General features: G+C 59.5%; 25 protein-coding genes and 4 tRNA genes. 19 read left to right on the forward strand and 10 right to left on the reverse strand.

The genetic code is table 11. The features are described from left to right. Positions 1–339: 339 nt before the first annotated feature. From B0E42_RS13225 to B0E42_RS13310, 18 genes are all read left to right on the forward strand, one after another. Positions 340–777 carry a hypothetical protein gene (locus B0E42_RS13225; protein ID WP_077506598.1) on the forward strand — a complete coding sequence of 146 codons (438 nt, stop codon included), beginning with the start codon at positions 340–342 and terminating at the stop codon, positions 775–777. A gap of 75 nt (positions 778–852) precedes the next feature. Further along, on the forward strand, positions 853–1215 hold the full coding sequence (locus tag B0E42_RS13230) for a hypothetical protein (RefSeq protein WP_077506599.1): 363 nt from the start codon (positions 853–855) through the stop codon (positions 1213–1215). Between the two features lie 56 nt (positions 1216–1271). Continuing rightward, positions 1272–1748 carry a hypothetical protein gene (locus B0E42_RS13235; RefSeq protein WP_077506600.1) on the forward strand — a complete coding sequence of 159 codons (477 nt, stop codon included), beginning with the start codon at positions 1272–1274 and terminating at the stop codon, positions 1746–1748. 119 nt (positions 1749–1867) lie between these two features. Next, positions 1868–2455 (forward strand): DUF1566 domain-containing protein, encoded by a 588-nt coding sequence (locus B0E42_RS13240; RefSeq protein ID WP_077506601.1) that lies wholly within the window; start codon positions 1868–1870, stop codon positions 2453–2455. A 57-nt stretch (positions 2456–2512) separates the two neighbouring features. Then, positions 2513–2866, forward strand: a complete 354-nt coding sequence (locus tag B0E42_RS13245; RefSeq protein ID WP_077506602.1) for a four helix bundle protein — start codon at positions 2513–2515, stop codon at positions 2864–2866. A gap of 374 nt (positions 2867–3240) precedes the next feature. Further along, the gene (locus tag B0E42_RS13250) at positions 3241–4245 is read left to right on the forward strand and encodes an RNA-directed DNA polymerase (RefSeq protein ID WP_077506603.1); all 1005 of its coding nucleotides are present in this window, start codon (positions 3241–3243) and stop codon (positions 4243–4245) included. 227 nt (positions 4246–4472) lie between these two features. Continuing rightward, entirely contained in the window at positions 4473–5219 is a 747-nt protein-coding gene (locus tag B0E42_RS13255) for a hypothetical protein (protein WP_077506604.1), read from the forward strand. A 36-nt stretch (positions 5220–5255) separates the two neighbouring features. Beyond that, on the forward strand, positions 5256–6623 hold the full coding sequence (locus B0E42_RS13260; RefSeq protein WP_077506605.1) for an ISL3 family transposase: 1368 nt from the start codon (positions 5256–5258) through the stop codon (positions 6621–6623). A 149-nt stretch (positions 6624–6772) separates the two neighbouring features. Then, a complete protein-coding gene (locus tag B0E42_RS13265) occupies positions 6773–7552 on the forward strand; it encodes a DUF2786 domain-containing protein (protein WP_077506606.1) in 780 nt (259 codons plus the stop codon). A gap of 47 nt (positions 7553–7599) precedes the next feature. Next, positions 7600–8139, forward strand: a complete 540-nt coding sequence (locus tag B0E42_RS13270) for a hypothetical protein (protein WP_077506607.1) — start codon at positions 7600–7602, stop codon at positions 8137–8139. Positions 8140–8189: 50 nt separating this feature from the next. Continuing rightward, the gene (locus tag B0E42_RS13275; RefSeq protein ID WP_077506608.1) at positions 8190–8813 is read left to right on the forward strand and encodes a hypothetical protein; all 624 of its coding nucleotides are present in this window, start codon (positions 8190–8192) and stop codon (positions 8811–8813) included. Beyond that, on the forward strand, positions 8810–8989 hold the full coding sequence (locus B0E42_RS13280) for a hypothetical protein (protein ID WP_077506609.1): 180 nt from the start codon (positions 8810–8812) through the stop codon (positions 8987–8989). The genes B0E42_RS13275 and B0E42_RS13280 overlap by 4 nt, the downstream gene beginning before the upstream one ends. A gap of 50 nt (positions 8990–9039) precedes the next feature. Beyond that, positions 9040–9465, forward strand: coding sequence for a hypothetical protein (locus B0E42_RS13285; protein ID WP_077506610.1), 426 nt, complete (start codon positions 9040–9042; stop codon positions 9463–9465). A gap of 4 nt (positions 9466–9469) precedes the next feature. Continuing rightward, the gene (locus B0E42_RS13290; RefSeq protein ID WP_077506611.1) at positions 9470–9955 is read left to right on the forward strand and encodes a DUF1643 domain-containing protein; all 486 of its coding nucleotides are present in this window, start codon (positions 9470–9472) and stop codon (positions 9953–9955) included. A 49-nt stretch (positions 9956–10004) separates the two neighbouring features. Further along, positions 10005–10340, forward strand: coding sequence for a hypothetical protein (locus B0E42_RS13295; protein WP_077506612.1), 336 nt, complete (start codon positions 10005–10007; stop codon positions 10338–10340). Positions 10341–10401: 61 nt separating this feature from the next. Next, the gene (locus B0E42_RS13300; RefSeq protein ID WP_077506613.1) at positions 10402–10608 is read left to right on the forward strand and encodes a hypothetical protein; all 207 of its coding nucleotides are present in this window, start codon (positions 10402–10404) and stop codon (positions 10606–10608) included. Positions 10609–10644: 36 nt separating this feature from the next. Continuing rightward, a complete protein-coding gene (locus B0E42_RS13305; RefSeq protein ID WP_013693914.1) occupies positions 10645–10878 on the forward strand; it encodes a hypothetical protein in 234 nt (77 codons plus the stop codon). Beyond that, positions 10878–12014: a tyrosine-type recombinase/integrase gene (locus B0E42_RS13310; RefSeq protein ID WP_077506614.1), complete on the forward strand. Its 1137-nt coding sequence runs from the start codon at positions 10878–10880 to the stop codon at positions 12012–12014. The genes B0E42_RS13305 and B0E42_RS13310 overlap by 1 nt, the downstream gene beginning before the upstream one ends. Positions 12015–12123: 109 nt before the next feature. On the opposite strand, the gene B0E42_RS13315 is transcribed toward B0E42_RS13310, so the two are convergent. Further along, a tRNA-Val gene (locus B0E42_RS13315) sits at positions 12124–12200 on the reverse strand. A 183-nt stretch (positions 12201–12383) separates the two neighbouring features. On the opposite strand from B0E42_RS13315, the gene B0E42_RS13320 reads away from it, so the two are divergent. Then, on the forward strand, positions 12384–13667 hold the full coding sequence (locus tag B0E42_RS13320; RefSeq protein WP_077506615.1) for an FAD-binding oxidoreductase: 1284 nt from the start codon (positions 12384–12386) through the stop codon (positions 13665–13667). A 36-nt stretch (positions 13668–13703) separates the two neighbouring features. On the opposite strand, the gene B0E42_RS13325 is transcribed toward B0E42_RS13320, so the two are convergent. The 9 genes from B0E42_RS13325 to B0E42_RS13365 all read right to left on the reverse strand — a co-directional run bounded on the left by B0E42_RS13325 (position 13704) and on the right by B0E42_RS13365 (position 19155). After that, positions 13704–13979, reverse strand: a complete 276-nt coding sequence (locus tag B0E42_RS13325; protein WP_077506616.1) for a type II toxin-antitoxin system RelE/ParE family toxin — start codon at positions 13977–13979, stop codon at positions 13704–13706. After that, entirely contained in the window at positions 13979–14251 is a 273-nt protein-coding gene (locus B0E42_RS13330) for a CopG family ribbon-helix-helix protein (RefSeq protein WP_077506617.1), read from the reverse strand. The genes B0E42_RS13325 and B0E42_RS13330 overlap by 1 nt, the downstream gene beginning before the upstream one ends. Before the next feature lie 276 nt (positions 14252–14527). Continuing rightward, positions 14528–14604: transfer RNA gene (locus B0E42_RS13335), tRNA-Asp, on the reverse strand. A gap of 89 nt (positions 14605–14693) precedes the next feature. Then, positions 14694–14770 (reverse strand) — tRNA-Asp (locus tag B0E42_RS13340). Between the two features lie 58 nt (positions 14771–14828). After that, positions 14829–14904, reverse strand: a tRNA-Val gene (locus B0E42_RS13345). Between the two features lie 103 nt (positions 14905–15007). Next, positions 15008–15781 (reverse strand): SDR family oxidoreductase, encoded by a 774-nt coding sequence (locus B0E42_RS13350; protein ID WP_003203835.1) that lies wholly within the window; start codon positions 15779–15781, stop codon positions 15008–15010. Next, positions 15778–16989, reverse strand: a complete 1212-nt coding sequence (locus B0E42_RS13355) for an O-succinylhomoserine sulfhydrylase (protein WP_018610828.1) — start codon at positions 16987–16989, stop codon at positions 15778–15780. Before B0E42_RS13355 ends, B0E42_RS13350 begins: the two co-directional genes overlap by 4 nt. A 58-nt stretch (positions 16990–17047) precedes the next feature. Further along, complete coding sequence (purF, locus tag B0E42_RS13360) at positions 17048–18553, reverse strand: amidophosphoribosyltransferase (RefSeq protein WP_003203840.1); 1506 nt, start codon at positions 18551–18553, stop codon at positions 17048–17050. 41 nt (positions 18554–18594) lie between these two features. After that, entirely contained in the window at positions 18595–19155 is a 561-nt protein-coding gene (locus B0E42_RS13365; RefSeq protein WP_003179770.1) for a CvpA family protein, read from the reverse strand. Positions 19156–19188: the final 33 nt, after the last annotated feature.

Raw genomic sequence — 19188 nt, forward strand, 5'->3', positions numbered from 1 at the left:
GAGGGCTCGCAAGCTGTCCGAGACAGCGACCTATATCCAGGCTGAGCTACAGACCGGCCTGGCCCGACGGACACTTCAGCGACTTGCTGTCGAGGGCGGCTTCAAGTTTCAGCCGGCGATCAACAACCGCAGGCCGCAGCGTGCCTCAGAGGCGGATGACAAGAAGAATGCCGAGCGAATCATGGCCTTCAAGGAGATAGGCCTTTCGCGATATCAGGCTATGAGCCGGATTGGCATCACCCACAAAACATTCAGCCGCCTTCTGCTGAAGTTTGAAATCGACTATCCCATCCGCGGGGATGTACAGGTGACTTCAAGAGCAAGCGAAAGCCCCACAACATCAAGGCCAGAATTGAACGCTCCTGCCGCGCCATCCTCAGCACCAACCATGTGTGCGTGGTCAACATCGACCCGGTCGGTCGGCAGTGGATGTTCAACTGGAAAACTTGCCGAGTCATCCGCAGTCGTCAGGTGTGCGATGCGATTTTCGACGTGGCCCACAACTGGACGATCTACATCAGCGGCATGTGCGTCAGGCAGGACGGCAGCGAGTATCTGAAGTCACTGGAGATCGCGCCAAACGGGATGTATCTCGCCAGACAGCTCACCGAGGCGATCGAGCAGTACTACACACAGGTGCGCGACAGCTGCAACCCGCAGCACCTGGTAGCGCACGGTTGGATTGCCATTCCAAGCTCGGTATCGCTGGACGAGGCGCAGGCCGCGAAAGTGTTTGCCGCTGCCGGCGCCTGGCATCAGGTGAAGGTAGCAGCGTGAGACGTTTCCGCACCCAACAACGCAAGCGACAGACCTGGCTGGACATGCCGGCCAGTGGAATTGAAGGAGTAGGCCATGCCCGAAACACTGGAGCCGACGGCGGAAGCGCTCAAGCAGCGCCGAAAGCGCGAAAAGGCAGCGGCGAAGGCTGCCGCCCTGGGCATCGAGAAGTTCACGGTTGAGGTCGCCGGCGTTTTCAAGCCCGACCTCAAGCGCGTCATGGCAGCCCACGGCATCAACAACCAGCAGGACGTTCACCAGCGGCTGCTTATGAGCCTGATCGCGGCTGACTACGAAACCCAGGCCAAGATGCTGAAAATCAAAACGACACCTTTCGTTATTACTGAAAAGGTGTCGCGACTTATTCGGGAGGCCGGCCGCAAGTCGCTCGCCGACGATCCGCCAGAACCTGAAGACGAAATCGAAATTCCAACATAACCCCTACCCACGCTGCGCATCCGGTTACGGAGGGCGGCGCATACCCGGAGAAAACCATGACTCAACATGCACAGCAATCCGTAGCCGCCGCCGACCTGCCAGAGCGCGGCCAACCTCTCGCCGGCGGCGCCTTCGTCACTCGCTACTGGCTGAACGGCGAAGAGCGCGCCTTGGTGCTGCTCGACAACGAACTGATCGGCACCTGGGGCAAGTACGGCGAAGACATTTCCGGCGCCAAAAGCCTCAGTGACGGCGCCGCCAATACCCGCGCCATGGCCGAAGCCGGTAGCGATATCGCCGTCAAGGCTCTGGAGCTGGATGCGCACATCCCGTCCTACCTCGAAGGCGCTCTGTTGATGGCGGCTAAGGCCGACGGCGTGGTGACCCTGCGCGAGGATCGCTGGCACCACCTGAGCACGCAGTTCTCCGCCTACAGCGCCTACTTCATGGACTTTGAAGCTGGCTGGCTCGGCGACTTCGTCAAGGACGACGAGCGCCTGGTGCGCCCTGTCCGCAGCCTTCCTATTCAGTAATTCACTCCTTCATTCCTTTTTATGCAGGCGATTCGCGGGGGCGACTAGATGTCGCTCAGACCAGAAGCGCGCCGGGAAGCGCCGGCAGCCTGCACCTATTTCGATTCCTGGAGCATTCCATGCAACTGATAACCGTAAGTGACGGAACAACAACGCTCTCGACACCGAGCCAGGAGCTTGCGCTGCAGGTGCTCGCGGGGCTCGGCAGTTCCGCCAAGCAAGTCAGCAGTGCGGCTAGTGTACCGGCCATTGGCGAATATTGGCCTGGCGAAGGCGGCGTGAACAGCGGCCTGTTCCAGGGTGGTGACCGCCCCTACTACCTGATCGTGCCGACTGGCGAAGATGCCGAGGCCGATCTTGAGTGGGGTGGCTACGGCCAGGATCTCGACGGTGCTAAATCCCCATGGGATGGCCAGGCGAACACCGCTTACCTGGTAAGCAGCAACCGAGAGCATGACCACCCTGCCGCCCAATTCTGCGCCAACTTCGAACGTGATGGGCACAAGGACTTCTACCTGATGTCCCGCCGAGAGGCGACATTCCTAGAAACTACAGTCGCGGGGGTTTTCTCGAATCCCTGGCATTGGACCAGTTCGCAGTTCTCCGCCGACAGCGCCTACGACATGGACTTTGAAGATGGCTGGCTCAGCAACGGCGTCAAGACCTTCGAGCGCCTGGTGCGCCCTGTCCGCAGGAAATTCCTTTAATCATTCAATTCTTCATTTCTGGGCGCGATAGCGCCCTCGCTTTTCAAGGAGGCCAGGATGGCCCTGCATACGGAACTGGAAATCCACAAGGTGGCAGAGGAACTGCTCGGCCTATCACTTGACCTGGTGCGGAATATTCCGCGAGACCTGAAGCAGGTGGTAGGAGCCAAAGTCAGGGACGAGTGCCTGCAGGTTCTGGTGCTGATCGGGCGCGCCAACATGGCCCGTGAAAAACTCCCCCACCTCAACCTCCTGCTGGAAAGCATCTGGATGCTGAATTACCTGCTGAGAGCCTTGACGAACAGAGGGCTGATCAGCAAGGGACAGCATGCCAGGGCGATGAAGATGACGGCCTCTGTCGGCCGGCAGGCAAATGCCTGGAAGAAGTCAGCAACCGCGCCCGCTGCGTGAGGGTCAAGGCCCTCTCGTCTGTGCGCAAAATCTGGTCGAGCCGCTGACCCTTAGGTCGCCGCCATGTGCACAACGGATACCGCCGGTCTAAAGCGTCCGCGTAGGTCCCGCACAGTTTCCTCGCTGATCGGCTCTGCCTTCGGCAAGGCGACGTAGATAGCTCGATAGGTCGCAGTTCTCCGCCAACAACGCCTACAACATGGACTTTGAAGATGGCTGGCTCAACAACAACGACAAGAACAACGAGCGCCTGGTGCGCCCTGTCCGCAGATTTAAGTGTTGCTCCATTCCAGTTCGAGGATCTCGTCCAGGCCTATTACGACTGCCGTCGGAACAAGCGGAACACCGCGAGTGCACGGCTGTACGAAAAGGACATGGAGATCAACTTGCTGGAGCTTTACGACGACCTGACCGCCGGCACTTACCGGCCAGGCCGCTCCATCTGCTTCGTGGTCACCCGACCGAAAGCCCGGGAAGTCTGGGCGGCAGCGTTTCGGGACCGCGTCGTCCACCACCTGCTGTACAACCATGTGGCACCGCGCTTCTACGCCAGCTTCATAGCGGACAGTTGCGCGTGCATCCCGGGGCGCGGGACGTTATACGCCGCCCAACGCCTTGAATCGAAGATCCGCAGCGCCAGCGAGAACTGGTCGAAGCCGATCTTCTACCTCAAGTGCGACCTAGCGAACTTTTTCGTTGCCATTGATAAAGAGGTCCTGCGCCAACAGCTGGCCGCGAAGATCACCGAACCCTGGTGGCTGGCCCTGGCTGAGCAGATCCTGATGCACGACCCTCGCGAGGACTACGAGGTGCGCAGCCCGGCTCATCTGTTCAACCGGGTGCCGCAGCATAAGCGCCTGACCGCGCAGCCGGCGCGCCTGGGGCTGCCCATTGGCAACCTGTCCTCGCAGTTCTTCGCGAATGTGTACTTGAACGCCCTGGATCAGTTCGCCAAGCACCGGCTCGGCGCCAAGCACTACATCCGGTACGTCGATGACTTCGTGTTCCTGCACGAGTCGCCGCAACAGCTCAATGCCTGGTTGGCAGAGGTGGAAGCCTTCTTGCCAAGCCTGGGCGCCAAGCTGAACCCGAAGAAGACAATTCTTCAGCCAGCGGATCGCGGCGTCGACTTCGTCGGGCACGTCATCAAGCCCTGGCGGCGCACGACCCGGAAGCGATCATTGGCCCAGGCGCTGAAGCGAACAGCCGCGGCGCCCGCCGAGGATCTGCGCGAAACCGCAAACAGCTACTTCGGCCTGCTCAGTCAGGCCAGCCACAGCGAGAAAGACCGGGCCGCGCTGGCTCGCGTTGTACTCAAGCGCGGACATGTCGTCAACGGCGCGTTGACCAAGACCTACCCGAAGAAGCAGCCGACCTAAGCGTCCGCGAGCGGATTGTCAGCTGAAGTCCAGCACCTCAGAAAGCAGGCCCGCCGACTCGGTGTAGATCGCCAGATCAATGACCTGGCGAAGGAACACGACCATCGCCAGTTTCTGAGCGCCGTCAGGCAGCCCTACCCATTTCGGCTATTCGGATAATCGTGTGTAATTCACAGGAATCAGCTATAATCTAAATCCGGAATATCGTGTGTAATTGGTAATCGAAAATGACTGAGCGAACCCAGATTTGGAGTAGTGGTGGTGGAACCCAAAGCAGTGCGATTGCCGCGCTCATTTGCCAAGGAGAGCTGAGCCCAGACCTTTCGATCATCGTCGATACCGAGCGCGAGATGAGCACCACTTGGGATTACATGGATCGTTGGGTGTTGCCAGCCTTACAAGCGGCAGGGGTTCAGCTGCACAGGGTTGCCAAGAGCCGCTACGCCACGGTTGATCTGATGCGCAATGACGACCTGCTGATTCCTGCATTCACCACTGAAAGTGGGTCGGTAGGTAAGCTCCCTACCTATTGCAGCAATGAATGGAAGCAGCGCGTCATGCGGCGCTGGGCATCTGAGAAAGGCGTTCTCCAAGCCGACGTATGGATCGGCTTCACGATTGATGAGATGCGCCGAGTCACCCAGCCAATGGGTAAGTGGCAGAACCACTACCCGCTGATAGAACGGCGCATGACGCGCGGCGACTGCATAGCTCTTGTTAAGCGCATGGGCTGGCCTGAGCCACCTCGTTCTGCCTGCTGGATGTGCCCCAACATGAACAAGCATGATCGCCGGTGGCAGAAAGAGAACGCCCCCGCTGACTTCGCAAAGGCCGTCCAGTTCGACAAAGACATTCGCCTGATCGACGAAGACCTTTGGCTGGTGGATACCGCGCAGCCCCTAGATGAGGCTGATTTCTCTTCCGGCGACGATCTCTTTACTGGCAGGTGTGACTCAGGCATGTGTTTTGTCTAAAGTCACCACCTTTGGCCGCCGTAGTAAGGAATCACTTTGACGGACATTCTTGATCTCACTGACTGGACGGTGATCAGCTCAACCTTGAGCGATGGCACCTACAAGATCAGCGCCGAATACAAAGTTGCTCTTCAGGCATGCACCAAATGCGGCCTGATCGGAAAGCTGTACCGGCACGGCCCCAAGGTCGTGGCCTACCGCGATAGCCCTATAAGGGGCGCTCACGTCCAGCTTTCCGCCAAGGTTCAGCGGTACAAGTGCCGGGAGTGCGGAGGCACGTCGTTGCAGCCACTGGAAGGCGTCGAGGTTGATCGGCGCATGACTAAGCGGTGCGTCGACTACATCAAGACCCAGTGCCTGCGTGACACCTTCACCAGGCTGGCAGAGCACATTGGCTGCGACGAGAAGACGATCCGCAATATCGCGAACGACTACGTCCACTACATGAACACCCAGTTCAAACCGTACCTGCCAAATTGGCTGGGTATCGACGAGACCAAGATCGCCGGTGACATGCGCTGCGTGCTGACAGACGTTGGCCGTAACGTGCCTATCGACATTCTCCCCCATCGAGACCAGGACACCCTGGCTCGCTGGCTCCACGGCTTCTCTGACCGCTCGACCCTGCTAGGTGTGGCCACCGACATGTGGCGACCATACCTCAACGTGGTGAACATGATGACCCCCGGTGTTCCAGTGGTGATCGACAAGTTCCACGTAGTGCGGATGGCCAACTATGCCGTGGACAAGACCCGCATTCGACGGGGTAAGGCCCAGGGCGTCAAGGTCAACAAGGAGTGGAAGCGCAGCAAGGTACTGCTCAACAAGAGCGGTGCCAACCTCAACGACAAGCAGGCCTTCAATCTCGATATGTGGGTGAATAACGACGCTGAGATAGGTCAGTCGTATCAGCTCAAGGAGGACTTCTATGCCCTGTACAACCTGCCCAAGGATGAAGCCATCCCTGCTCTTGATCTGTGGCTGGCAGCGGTCAAGGCAAGCGACGTAGTAGCCGATTACAAAGACCTGCTATCAGCCCTGAAGAACTGGCGGCAGCAGATCATCAACTACTTCGACTACCCCATCACCAACGGCTACACCGAGGCCCTGAACGGCATGACCAAGGTCATCAACCGCAATGGTCGCGGCTACACCTTCGACATCATCAGGGCTCGCGTCCTCTTCTCCAGGAGCGCCAGAGCAGGCCAGTCACCCGAGTGGTTCTGCGTTTCTTGTGGCGGTCTGTTCTTCGAAGATGAAACGGAATCGTGCATGCACACCGAGGAAGGTGATGATCGAAAACACTGCATCTGTCCTGAGTGCAGTGAAAGATCAATTACACAGTCAATGGAGTGGGAAGACACCATCGACTGGGCTGAGGTTTACACACAGTTATCCGAATAGCCCCCATTTCAGCATCGCCCTCGCGTCTTCCTCTATTGCCGCGAGTGCATCTATGTCGCTTTGCAGTCTCATGTCGGCCTCCGGTCGGTGTGAGCATGAACAAGTCATAGCCCTTAACTACGAATCACGCCAACCGGCGAGGATCCCCTATGTCCGCACAACAGATCGACGAGAAGAAACTCGAGCGCGCGATCCGCAAGATCAAGCACTGCCTGGCACTGGCCCAAAGCGCCAACGAGAACGAAGCAGCAACGGCGCTGCGGCAGGCACAGGCATTGATGCGCGAATACCGCCTCACCGAGATGGATGTGAAGTTGAGCAACGTCGGCGAAGTCGAGTCGGCGCTCTTCCGCGCCAAGCGACGGCCGGCTTGGGACCAACAACTGAGCATCGCCGTAGCGGAAGCATTCAGCTGCACGACCCTGCGGCGTAGGAAGTGGAGTCCAGCAAAAGGCCAGGTCATCGAGTGCGCGATATTCGTCGGCGTTTCTCCGGCCCAGAACATCGCGCTGTATGCGTATGAGGCCCTGCACACCAAGCTCACACAGGCGCGGAAGGAGTACTGCTCAGCAGTCAGGTCTGGAGTTCGGCGCAGTGAGTATTCGGCAGAAACCGCCGGCGACCACTTTGCACTGGCGTGGGTTTGGGAGGTCCAGTCGAAGCTGAAAGCGCTTGTGCCCCAAGGCGACGATGATTCGCTCGGTCAGCCCTCCGCTGGCCAAGGCCTCGTCGCAATTCAGGCGCAAGACAAGGCCTTGATCAGCGAGTACCTGGCCGCTCAAGACATCAAAGAGTCGCGGAAAAGTAAAGGCGTTGAGTTGGATATGAACGCCCAAATCGCCGGCATGCTCGCCGGGAGCAAGGTAGAGCTGCATGCCGGCATCGCACGCGGCGGCGAAGACACTCTCGCCCTATCCGCAATCGCCTGACCTCATCCCCACTCCACCGCCCGGGCATGCCCCGGCAAGGACTCCCCGTGACCAACCTGTTCTGGCGCCTGGTCGCCAAGCTGCTTGCGCGCCCGGCGGTTGCCGCCTGGCTCATCGCCCGGGCCCAGCGCACCCCGTACCAGCACATCATGTCCGCCGACGGCACCGAGATGTACATGGGCCGCTGGTGGCTGTTCAACCCGTACAGCCGGGAGACGCACAGGCCAGCGTCGTGGTGGTGCCCGTGGTCTTTCCGCATCCACCACATCATGCGGCCGGACGCTGACCGGGATCTGCATGACCATCCCTGGAACGCCCGGACCATAATCCTGCATGGCTGGTACACCGAAGAGCGGCCCGTGCTTGCATCGACCGCCGACTGGCTGAAACCCGGCCTTCCACTCTTGTGGTTGCCAAATGACGAGGTTTGCAAGCTGGCCACGGTCACGCGCAGCCCGGGCGGCACCGCCCGCCTGAACCACGGCGAATACCACCGCATCGACCAGGTATCCCCCGGCGGCGTCATCACTCTATTCATCACCAGCAAGTGGCGTGGTGACTGGGGATTCCTCGTAAACGGCGTGTAGGTGCCATGGCGCACCTACACCGGCACTGATAATTAACGGGAGGTTGCATCATGCGCAACATAAAAACACGGGAAGGGTTTGAGTTCTGGGACAAGCTGAACGCGCTACCGCGCTTCGCCTTCCTGCTTTCGCCATCGGGCAAGTCGGTGCAGAAGTTCGAAGACCAGGCCATGGGCAACTGGATCGATGTGCACGAAGCGCAAAAGGTCGTTGACCAAGCACAGGACGAGATCAATCAATTCCGCGCCGAGCGTGACGCCCTGCAGCTCCTGCTGAACCAGCGCGACGAGCAGAACCACAGCCTGGAGCAGCGGCGCCAGGCAGAACAGCAGGCGTGCCAGGCGGCAGAGAAGCATGCCGAGCGCTACCTATGGCTGCTAGCCAATGCGGATTTGATGCACTGGGAAAACATGCTGCGGTGCGCAGATTTGGAGGGCATTGAAAGCATCAATCAATTCATCGACGCCGCCATAAATGCAGCCGACGAGGTCGACAATCCAAGGCAGGCGACGGATAGCGACTGGCGCATGAACCCATGCAAACAAGGTCACCGCGACGTCGGCGCGGCGGGCGGCGTTGCGCACTGCTACACCTGCGACGAGAAGATCGAAGCAGCGACCACGCAAGAAGCCTTCGAGCGCTGGAACGCGACACACCCGGCGGCGCAACCATGAGGCACGCCCTGCGACGAAAGCTTGAGGCATGGCTGATCCTGCTGGCAGCCGGGATCCTGATTGGCCGCAACGTCCACCGCGCTCCAGTGACATCCCGCCGCGACAACAACGACATGTGGGCTATGGCCGAAAAGCTGGAAGCCATCGCCAACCGCATCAGCAAGAACTACACGTAACACCTCCCCCTTCAAAGTCAGCCGCTATAGCGGCAAGGACGAACTCGCCCATGGAAAACAAAAAGGCTGGCCCTAACCACTTCCGCTACGTCGACACCATCGGGCCGGACGGCCTGACCGTGACGATGCAGACCTGGGTGGCATACGCCGAAACCCCAATGTGTTGGTATCTGCTGAGCGAGCCAGAACACGACCGCTTAACGCGTGGCTGGCTGAGCGAAGCAGGGGCAAAGAAAGCGCGGAAACGCGTGCTCAAGCACCAGTATTTCTCTTCAAGGTGCTTTGCCTACACTGACAAAGAGCGAGCGCTGAACTCGTACAAATGCCGAAAAGAGTGGCAGATCCGCCACTCCACACTCTCGCTGGAGCGCGCCAAGGCCGCCATAGGTTACTTCGGCGACTCGACTGTGACGGACCCTCCCAGCGAGGCCGTTATCCCGAGCGACTACATCCAAAACTCATTTGCGTGGGAGTGACGCCATGACCGCCATCATCAGCGAGTGCGGCACCTACCGCTATCAACTCACCAGACCTGGCGACATGCACGCAGACAAAGGCGCGGCGCTGTTCCTCATGCTCAACCCGAGCACCGCCGATGCCACCCTTGACGACCCTACCATTCGGCGATGCCGAGCGTTCGCTCGCGCCTGGGGCTGCAACGGCATCACCGTCGCCAACCTGTACGCGCTGCGGGCAACCAACCCTGCGGACCTGTGGAAATCCTTTGACCCTGTCGGGCCAGAGAATGACCAGTACCTGAGACACCTAGCTCGCGAGCATACCGATGTCGTATGTGCCTGGGGCGCCAACGCACAGGCTGAACGAGCCGAGATCGTTACACGGCTTCTGCTGGGTGCCGGTGCCCGGTTGTGGTGCCTCGGCACGACAAAGGACGGCCATCCTCGGCACCCGCTTTATGTCCGAGGCGATCATCCACTGTTGCGCTGGCCCGAGGTGACGCCATGATCCTCCCCCTGCTCTACATGGCCTGGCTCATCTATTCGGGGCCGAGGCCATGACCGAACAAAACACCAAAGAATTTTACTCTGCCGAGCAAGCTTTTCAGCATGCCGCCGACTGGTGTAAGCGCCATCCCGCATGGCGCCGGATCTGCGATATCCCGGATCACTCCGTGCTCATGAAAACCTACGATGAGATTCCGAAACGCGAACGGGCCTACTGGGACGAGAACGGCGGCGAAGAATGCTGGCGTGAATTCGGGACCGCTGGAAGCAAGGTGCCCACCGGGTTCATCTCTGGAAAGGGCGAGTTTTTCGACAACGTGCTCAAGGTGCCTCTCCATCACAACCTGATGATGGTTTTTCGCGTTGGCAAAAGCTGGAACCCCTGACCCATTCCCCTAACCCCAATCCACCTACAGCCTGCCGGTTATCGGCGGGCGAGGAACTCCTATGCCAGCAAAAAAGCTGTTTGAAGTCCTGATCAGCACCCTGCTCTACCTGCTGATCACACTGCTCTGGTTTTTCTATGCGGTACCAGAAATGGTCGAGCGCGGATCTGATATTGCCCTGATCATCGCCGGTTTCGGCTCGCTGGTCTGGCTCTCCGCCACCGGCTGCATCCTCATTTACATCATCCAGAAGGCGCGCCCCGCGTAACCCTTTCTGCCGCCAGGCGCGGCACGGAGCATCATCATGGCAAAGGTCATTGCACAAATGACGATAAAGCTCCCCCGGCTTATGGAGGTGAGCGAATACAGGAAGCTGCGCTACGTCGGGGGAAAGCCGAGTGTTCAACAGCTGAAGAAATGGATTGAGGAAGGCGAAGTGGCAGGAGAAGTGAAAGGCGGGATGTATTTTGTGGACGTCCAGGCCGCCGTGATGGGATCTGCTGACCCGCTGCTGGCCCAAATGATGGAGATCGGCTGATGGCTGCCCGGCCGCGCACACTGAAAAACAGGAAGTTACCGCCAAACCTCTACCCCAACGGGAAGTATTGGCGGTACCGCAACCCAATCACCGGACTGATGACGAGCATCAACCGCCCCATAGAGGAGGCAATAAAACTAGCCCGGTCGGCGAATTTGAAACTGGCGGCACTCGTTGTCGACGATGGCGCGCTGCTCACCCTGCTGACTGGTGACCGCCTGCCGACTGTCAGTAACCTGCTCCAGCGCTTCCACGATGAATGGCTGGTGGATAAGGGCTACGCCGCTCGCACCTTGGAAGAGATCAAATTCAAGATCGAGCGCTACCGACAGGACCTTGGAGATAGGCTTATCGGGCAGATGGACGTGCTGGCTATGGCCGAGTATCTGGACCAGTTCAGCAACAACGCCTACACCAAGCACAGGGGACTGTGGGTGCAGATATTCGCGTTTGCCGTGGCCAAGGGCCTGGCCGAGCGAAATAACGCCGAGCTGACCCTGGTGAAGAAGGAGGCGGAGAAGAAGCGCCAGCGGCACACGCTCGAGGGGTTGAAGTCGATCATCGACGCGGCGACCACGCCACCCTGGCTGAAGCGAGCAATTCGCCTGGCGATGACCAGCCTACAACGGCGCGAAGATATCGTGACATGGCTGAAATCAGCTGCAGATATGGAGAAAAACACTCTGACGGTATCGCCGGGCAAGACCCAGGGTTATGACAACCCCGTCCACCTGAAAATCAAGATGGGCGCCGCGCTCCGAGATGTAGTTGGCGAGTGCCTGCGTTCGCCTCTGGTTTCCCCTTACCTGATCCACTACAAGCCCAAGGCGAGGCGGCGGGAGCAGATCGACGCAAAGGACCATTGGACGTCGGTGACACCGGATTACCTGACCAAGGAGTTCAGCAAGGCCCGAGACGCGGCACACACCTACGACCATGTGCCGGCCGGCGAGCGCCCCACTTTTCATGAGATCCGCGCTTTGGGCGCATGGTTGTACGAGCAGCAGAATTTCCCACAGGAATATATCCAGGCGCTGCTGGGTCATGCGGACGAGAAGATGACCAGGCACTACCAGGAGGGGCACGGCAACAAGACAATTGAGTACGTCGAGGTGGGAGCCGAATTGGCATTGTGAGGTGGGGGTTTTGCAAAAGTTTTGCAAAAGTTTTGCAAATCGCAGACAACAAAAAAGGGCCCACCTTTCGGTGAGCCCTTCTAGACCGCCCAGCAGAGCGGATTTTGTTTGGTAGGCGCGATTGGACTCGAACCAACGACCCCCACCATGTCAAGGTGGTGCTCTAACCAACTGAGCTACGTGCCTGCTGTGAGGCGGCATTCTACGGAATTCCGGAGGGGTGTCAACACCTTTTTTTCACCTAACCCTATGAATATGCAAAATATTTAATTTCGCCAAGGCAACGAAGATTTTGCGGTGGCTGGCGGCCGATTTTTATCTCGGGTAGGATCGCTGCATTCGTAAAAAATATAAAACAGAGGTTGCAGAATGGCGAACACATCCTATCCAGCGTCCTATTACGCCGCGTCGGCCAACCCGGTTCCTCCGCGCCCCGCCCTGCAGGATGACGTCGAGACGGATGTTTGCGTGATCGGCGCTGGTTACACCGGCCTGTCCTCTGCGCTGTTTTTGCTGGAGAACGGTTTCAAGGTAACGGTGCTTGAGGCGGCGAAGGTCGGCTTTGGGGCTTCGGGTCGCAACGGCGGCCAGATCGTTAACAGTTATAGCCGCGATATTGATGTGATCGAACGCAGCGTCGGTCCTCAGCAGGCGCAATTGCTGGGCAACATGGCGTTCGAGGGCGGGCGGATCATTCGTGAGCGAGTGGCGAAGTATCAGATTCAGTGTGATTTGAAGGACGGCGGTGTATTCGCCGCCCTCACCGCTAAACAGATGGACCACCTGGAGTCGCAGAAGCGTTTATGGGAGCGTTTCGGGCATACCCAGTTGGAGTTGCTGGACCAGCGGCGTATTCGCGAGGTGGTGGCTTGCGATGAGTATGTGGGCGGCATGCTGGACATGAGCGGCGGGCATATTCATCCGCTCAACCTGGCCTTGGGCGAAGCGGCGGCTGTGGAGTCGCTGGGCGGGGTGATTTATGAGCAATCGCCAGCGGTGCGCATCGAGCGTGGTGCCAGCCCGGTTGTGCATACGCCACAGGGCAAGGTCAGGGCCAAGTTCATTATCGTGGCGGGCAATGCTTACCTGGGCAATCTGGTGCCAGAGCTGGCGGCCAAGTCGATGCCTTGCGGTACACAAGTGATCGCCACCGAGCCGTTGAGTGATGAGTTGGCGCATAGCCTGCTGCCTCAGGATTATTGCGTCGAAGACTGCAACTACCTGCTCGATTACTACCGGCTGACGGGCGACAAGCGGCTGATCTTCGGCGGCGGCGTGGTGTATGGCGCGAGGGATCCGGCGAACATTGAGGCGATCATTCGTCCGAAGATGCTCAAGGCATTCCCGCAGCTCAAGGATGTGAAGATCGATTACGCCTGGACCGGAAATTTCCTGCTGACGCTGTCGCGTCTTCCGCAGGTCGGGCGGCTGGGGGATAACATTTATTATTCCCAGGGCTGCAGCGGCCATGGCGTGACGTATACGCACCTGGCGGGCAAGGTCCTGGCTGAGGCGCTGCGGGGTCAGGCTGAGCGTTTTGATGCGTTTGCGGACCTGCCCCACTACCCTTTCCCAGGCGGTCAGTTGATGCGTACGCCGTTTGCGGCGATGGGGGCTTGGTATTACGGGTTGCGGGATAAGCTTGGGTTCTGAGATTCGCGATTCGTCACCCGCTGCCGGCTAACCCTGTTATCGATCCTCGCGGGTATGCCACAGGCGCAGCAGGTAAACGGTGGAATGTATTATTTCGTAACGCATCTCATAATGGCCGATCTGAATTCGGCGCACATCCCGTGGCTCGAACTCTTCAAGGCGTTCGCCTATACGCGGGTTAGTCAGCAACGTGATCGGTGCCGCGGTGAGCTGCTGCACCGTTCGTGCTGCAGCAGGCTGATTCACTGCCGCCAGAAACTCGTAAAGCCGGGAGATATCAGAGAGCGCCTTGCTCGTCCACTTCAACTCCATCAGCGCGGCACCGGCAACGGAGTGTCAGTACTAAGGCTATCAGCCCAGGCTTGGACAGCTTGGTGGTCAATCACCCGACCGGCGTCAACATCAGCCAGGGCCTCATGAGTCAAGCGACTACGCTCTTCTTCCTGATCAATCCAAGCCGACAGTGCCTGTTTAACGATCCAATTTTTGGAGCGATCCAGACGCTCCGCCATCAAATCGACTTTTTGGGCCAACTGCTCAGGAACGTGAGCCGTGACAGATCGGGTTTTCGTGGTGGTAGCCATGTCGGGATTGCTCCAAATCGTTACTGCTTCTTGAGTTCAGGTCGCCTGATTCTACGCAGCTCTCGGCGATTCGATTTAAAGTCAATCATACTGAATAAGAATGCATCGTCAAACGCGCCGTCAGATTGGCAAAGGGCGCGTGAGAGGAGATAGAAAAACCCAAACCACAAAAACAAAAAACCCCGGTCTTTCGACCAGGGTCTTTGCTATCGACTAGAAGTAGCTTTGCAGCTTGCTTCTTAGCTTCAAGGCGTTCAGTGGGCCTCGAAGCAGATATGGCGCAGCGGACGGGACTCGAACCCGCGACCCCCGGCGTGACAGGCCGGTATTCTAACCGACTGAACTACCGCTGCGTATCGCTATGGACTTGCGTCCAGTTAACTCGTCTGATCCAAACCCTTGGGCTTGAATCTCGAACCAGGCGAACCTGCTTCGGAAAATATGGCGCAGCGGACGGGACTCGAACCCGCGACCCCCGGCGTGACAGGCCGGTATTCTAACCGACTGAACTACCGCTGCGCGTCGGTGGAGGCTTTTGACAGCTTCCGTCTTGCTTTCGCAAAACTCTCGTAAAACATGGTGGGTGATGACGGGATCGAACCGCCGACATTCTGCTTGTAAGGCAGACGCTCTCCCAGCTGAGCTAATCACCCTTTGCTTCGTTGAGGCCGCGAAATTTACGCAGGTACCGAAGCTAAGTCAATAGCAGGGTTGAAGTTTTTTCAAAACAGTTTCAAACGGCACCCGCAACCGCACTCACGTATAAATCATTTTCTTGGTCATGCCGCCGTCCACCACGAACTCCTGCCCCGTGACAAAACCGGCATTGCGCGACAACAGCCACGCCACCATCGCCGCCACGTCCTCTACCGTGCCTACCCTGCCCGCTGGATGCTGGGCGTGATCGGCGTCGGTCAGCGGCTGTGCACGACGCTGGGAGGGATCGCGCGCGTCGATCCAGCCAGGGCTGACGGCGTTGACCCGGATCTCCGGCCCGAGGCTGATGGCCAGGGCATGGGTCAGGGCCAGCAAGCCGCCCTTGCTCGCCGCATAGGCTTCGGTGTCGGGTTCCGATTGCGCAGCGCGGGTCGAGGCCAGGTTGACGATGGCGCCGTTGTGAGCGCGCAGATACGGCGCGCAGTGTTTGGCCAGCAGCATCGGCCCACCCAGGTTCACCGCCAGGACCCGATTCCAGTAAGCCAGATCCAGGCTTTCCAGGGTGATGTTGTGCGGATCGGCGATGGCTGCGTTGCACACCAGCGCGTCGAGCCGCCCGAACTGCCCGAGCACCTCGGCGATACCGGTGGCAACCTGCGCCTCGTCCGCCACGTCCATGGCGATGAACCAGGCATTGTCGCCCAGGGTCTTCGCCACCTTGGAACCGCGTTCGCGGTCCAGGTCGGTCAGCACCACCTGCCAGCCTTCACAGATCAACCAGGCAGCGATGCCCAGGCCGATGCCCCGTGCGGCACCCGTAACCAGTGCAACCCGGCCATGAGTGCCGCTCGGCGGCGTAGCCAGCTCGATCACAAGGCCGCCAACCCGCGGGCCAGGTCGGCTTGCAGATCGGCCACGTCTTCCAGACCGACCGCAACGCGGATAAGGCTGTCACGAATACCCGCCGATTCACGTTCCTGGGGCGACAGGCGACCGTGGGACGTGGTGCTCGGGTGGGTGATGGTGGTCTTGCTGTCACCCAGGTTGGCGGTGATGGAAATCAACCGGGTCGCGTCGATGAAGCGCCAGGCGCCCTCCTTGCCCCCCTTGACCTCAAAGCTCACCACCGCGCCGAAACCGCGTTGCTGACGCAAGGCCAGGTCGTGTTGCGGATGGCTCTTGAGGCCGGCGTAATGCACTTTCTCGATGCCGTCCTGCTGCTCCAGCCACTCGGCCAAGGCCTGGGCATTGGCGCAATGGGCTTTCATGCGCAGGCCGAGGGTTTCCAGGCCCTTGAGGAAGATCCAGGCGTTGAACGGGCTGAGGGTGGGGCCTGCGGTGCGCAAAAAGCCCACCACTTCCTTCATCTGCTCGCTACGACCGGCCACCACGCCACCCATGCAACGGCCCTGGCCGTCGATGAACTTGGTCGCCGAATGCACCACCACGTCCGCACCCAGCTTCAGCGGTTGTTGCAGCGCCGGGGTACAGAAGCAGTTATCGACCACCAGCATGGCGCCCTTGGCGTGGGCGATTTCCGCCAGCGCGGCGATGTCCACCAGTTCGGCGAGGGGATTGGAAGGCGATTCGACGAACAGCAGCTTGGTATTGGCCTTGATTGCCGCATCCCAAGCGGACAGGTCCGCCAGGGGCACGTAATCGACTTCCACGCCAAAGCGCTTGAAGTACTTTTCGAACAGGCTGATGGTCGAGCCGAAGACGCTGCGCGACACCAGCACGTGGTCGCCAGCGCTGCACAGACTCATCACCACGGCCATGATCGCGGCCATGCCGGTGGCAGTGGCCACAGCTTGCTCGGCGCCTTCCAGGGCGGCGATGCGCTCCTCGAAGGCCCGCACGGTCGGGTTGGTGTAGCGCGAGTAAACGTTACCCGGCACCTCCCCGGCAAACCGTGCGGCTGCATCGGCAGCGGTGCGGAACACGTAGCTGGAGGTGAAAAACATCGGCTCGCCATGTTCGGCTTCCGGTGTACGGTGCTGACCCGCGCGAACCGCCAGGGTATCGAACGCTACGCCTTCAAGGTCGCTGTCCAGCCGACCGGCATCCCAATCCTGACTCATGCTGTCACTCCTGAAATCGGTTAAAACGCAAACCGGCCCCTCAGGGCCGGTTGGTTAATCAATTGTTGTACAGATCGATGATCGCGCTGACCGCCTGAGTCTTGGCCTTGGACGCATCGTTACGTGCGTTCTCGATCTTGTTCAGGTAGGCCTCGTCGATGTCGCCGGTGACGTACTTGCCGTCGAATACCGCGCAATCGAAGTGCTCGATCTTGATCTTGCCGCCCCCGACCGCTTCGATCAAGTCCGGCAGGTCCTGGTAGATCAACCAGTCGGCGCCGATAAGGTCGGCCACATCCTGGGTGGTACGGTTATGAGCGATCAGCTCATGGGCACTCGGCATGTCGATGCCGTAGACGTTAGGGTAGCGCACGGCCGGGGCCGCAGAGCAGAAATACACGTTCTTGGCGCCGGCTTCACGGGCCATCTGGATGATCTGCTTGCACGTGGTGCCACGCACGATGGAGTCGTCCACCAGCATCACGTTCTTGCCGCGGAACTCCAGTTCGATGGCGTTGAGCTTCTGGCGTACGGATTTTTTCCGTGCAGCCTGGCCCGGCATGATGAAGGTCCGGCCAATGTAGCGGTTCTTCACGAAGCCTTCGCGGAACTTGACGCCCAGGTGGTTCGCCAGCTCCAGGGCCGCGGTGCGGCTGGTGTCCGGGATCGGGATGACCACGTCGATGTCATGGTCCGGACGCTCGCGCAGGATCTTGTCGGCCAGTTTTTCACCCATGCGCAGGCGGGCCTTGTAGACCGAGACGCCGTCGATGATCGAGTCCGGACGCGCCAGATAGACGTGTTCGAAGATGCATGGGGTCAAGGACGGGTTGGTCGCGCACTGACGGGTGTGCAGCTTGCCGTCTTCAGTGATGTAGACCGCTTCGCCCGGGGCCAGGTCGCGAATCAGGGTGAAGCCCAGCACGTCCAGGGACACGCTTTCGGAGGCGATCATGTATTCGACGCCCTCGTCGGTGTGGCGCTGGCCGAACACGATCGGGCGGATACCGTGGGGATCGCGGAAACCGACGATGCCGTAGCCGGTGATCATCGCCACCACCGCATAACCGCCGACGCAACGGTTGTGCACGTCGGTCACGGCGGCGAACACGTCTTCTTCGGTAGGCTGCAGCTTGCCGCGCTGGGCCAGCTCATGAGCGAAGACGTTGAGCATCACTTCCGAATCGGAATTGGTGTTGACGTGGCGCAAGTCAGATTCGTAGATCTCCTTGGCCAGTTGTTCGACGTTGGTCAGGTTGCCGTTGTGCGCCAAGGTGATGCCGTACGGCGAGTTGACGTAGAACGGCTGGGCTTCAGCCGACGTCGAGCTGCCCGCGGTCGGGTAGCGCACGTGGCCGATACCCATGTGACCGACCAGGCGCTGCATATGGCGCTGGTGGAACACATCACGCACCAGGCCGTTGTCCTTGCGCAGGAATAACCGGCCGTCATGGCTGGTCACGATACCGGCAGCGTCCTGGCCGCGGTGCTGGAGCACGGTTAGCGCGTCATACAGCGCCTGATTGACGTTCGACTTACCGACGATACCGACGATGCCACACATGCGACGCAACCCCTACTTAATGGATCTGAACTGAACAACACTTACTGCGGCGTTTTGGCCATCGGCAAGAGGTGTTCCTTGAACGGTATTTCAGCGGGTACGCTGATACCGCTGGCAAGCCACTGACTGCTCCAACCCAGGATCAGGTTTTTGGACCAGTCTGCGACCAATAGAAATTGTGGCACGAGCCGGGACTCCTGCCACCACGTATCCTGCTGTACCGGCCCCAGGCTCAAGAGCCCGACGGCCACGACCACCAGCAACGCGCCACGCGCCGCGCCAAAGGCCATGCCCAGGAACCGGTCCGTCCCGGAAAGCCCGGTGACGCGAATCAGTTCGCCGATCAGATAATTGATCATTGCGCCAACCAGCAAGGTGGCGATAAACAAGATGGCACAGCCCGCGATCACGCGAGCCGACGGAGTTTCGATGTATCCGGCGAGGTACTGGGACAGCGAACCACCAAACATCCAGGCTACGACTCCCGCGATGATCCAGGTCAGCAGCGAGAGGGCTTCCTTGACGAAGCCGCGGCTCAGACTGATCAATGCGGAGATGGCGACGATCGCAACGATCGCCCAGTCAACCCAGGTAAATGGCACGGTGCAGCCTACAGACGGATAAGGCGGCGCATT

Source organism: Pseudomonas sp. A25(2017) (genome assembly GCF_002001065.1).
GTDB classification, from domain to species: domain Bacteria; phylum Pseudomonadota; class Gammaproteobacteria; order Pseudomonadales; family Pseudomonadaceae; genus Aquipseudomonas; species Aquipseudomonas kilonensis.

Excerpts from the sequence above, each read along its gene's own strand:
- B0E42_RS13275 (WP_077506608.1), top strand. The coding sequence starts at position 8,190 with ATGCGCAACATAAAAACACGGGAAGGGTTTGAGTTCTGGGACAAGCTG.
- B0E42_RS13300 (WP_077506613.1), top strand. The coding sequence starts at position 10,402 with ATGCCAGCAAAAAAGCTGTTTGAAGTCCTGATCAGCACCCTGCTCTAC.
- B0E42_RS13310 (WP_077506614.1), top strand. The coding sequence starts at position 10,878 with ATGGCTGCCCGGCCGCGCACACTGAAAAACAGGAAGTTACCGCCAAAC.
- B0E42_RS13295 (WP_077506612.1), top strand. The coding sequence starts at position 10,005 with ATGACCGAACAAAACACCAAAGAATTTTACTCTGCCGAGCAAGCTTTT.
- B0E42_RS13325 (WP_077506616.1), bottom strand. The coding sequence starts at position 13,979 with ATGGAGTTGAAGTGGACGAGCAAGGCGCTCTCTGATATCTCCCGGCTT.
- B0E42_RS13285 (WP_077506610.1), top strand. The coding sequence starts at position 9,040 with ATGGAAAACAAAAAGGCTGGCCCTAACCACTTCCGCTACGTCGACACC.
- B0E42_RS13330 (WP_077506617.1), bottom strand. The coding sequence starts at position 14,251 with ATGGCTACCACCACGAAAACCCGATCTGTCACGGCTCACGTTCCTGAG.
- B0E42_RS13255 (WP_077506604.1), top strand. The coding sequence starts at position 4,473 with ATGACTGAGCGAACCCAGATTTGGAGTAGTGGTGGTGGAACCCAAAGC.
- B0E42_RS13280 (WP_077506609.1), top strand. The coding sequence starts at position 8,810 with ATGAGGCACGCCCTGCGACGAAAGCTTGAGGCATGGCTGATCCTGCTG.
- B0E42_RS13240 (WP_077506601.1), top strand. The coding sequence starts at position 1,868 with ATGCAACTGATAACCGTAAGTGACGGAACAACAACGCTCTCGACACCG.
- B0E42_RS13290 (WP_077506611.1), top strand. The coding sequence starts at position 9,470 with ATGACCGCCATCATCAGCGAGTGCGGCACCTACCGCTATCAACTCACC.
- B0E42_RS13265 (WP_077506606.1), top strand. The coding sequence starts at position 6,773 with ATGTCCGCACAACAGATCGACGAGAAGAAACTCGAGCGCGCGATCCGC.
- B0E42_RS13305 (WP_013693914.1), top strand. The coding sequence starts at position 10,645 with ATGGCAAAGGTCATTGCACAAATGACGATAAAGCTCCCCCGGCTTATG.
- B0E42_RS13230 (WP_077506599.1), top strand. The coding sequence starts at position 853 with ATGCCCGAAACACTGGAGCCGACGGCGGAAGCGCTCAAGCAGCGCCGA.
- purF (WP_003203840.1), bottom strand. The coding sequence starts at position 18,553 with ATGTGTGGCATCGTCGGTATCGTCGGTAAGTCGAACGTCAATCAGGCG.
- B0E42_RS13245 (WP_077506602.1), top strand. The coding sequence starts at position 2,513 with ATGGCCCTGCATACGGAACTGGAAATCCACAAGGTGGCAGAGGAACTG.
- B0E42_RS13355 (WP_018610828.1), bottom strand. The coding sequence starts at position 16,989 with ATGAGTCAGGATTGGGATGCCGGTCGGCTGGACAGCGACCTTGAAGGC.
- B0E42_RS13250 (WP_077506603.1), top strand. The coding sequence starts at position 3,241 with ATGGAGATCAACTTGCTGGAGCTTTACGACGACCTGACCGCCGGCACT.
- B0E42_RS13320 (WP_077506615.1), top strand. The coding sequence starts at position 12,384 with ATGGCGAACACATCCTATCCAGCGTCCTATTACGCCGCGTCGGCCAAC.
- B0E42_RS13235 (WP_077506600.1), top strand. The coding sequence starts at position 1,272 with ATGACTCAACATGCACAGCAATCCGTAGCCGCCGCCGACCTGCCAGAG.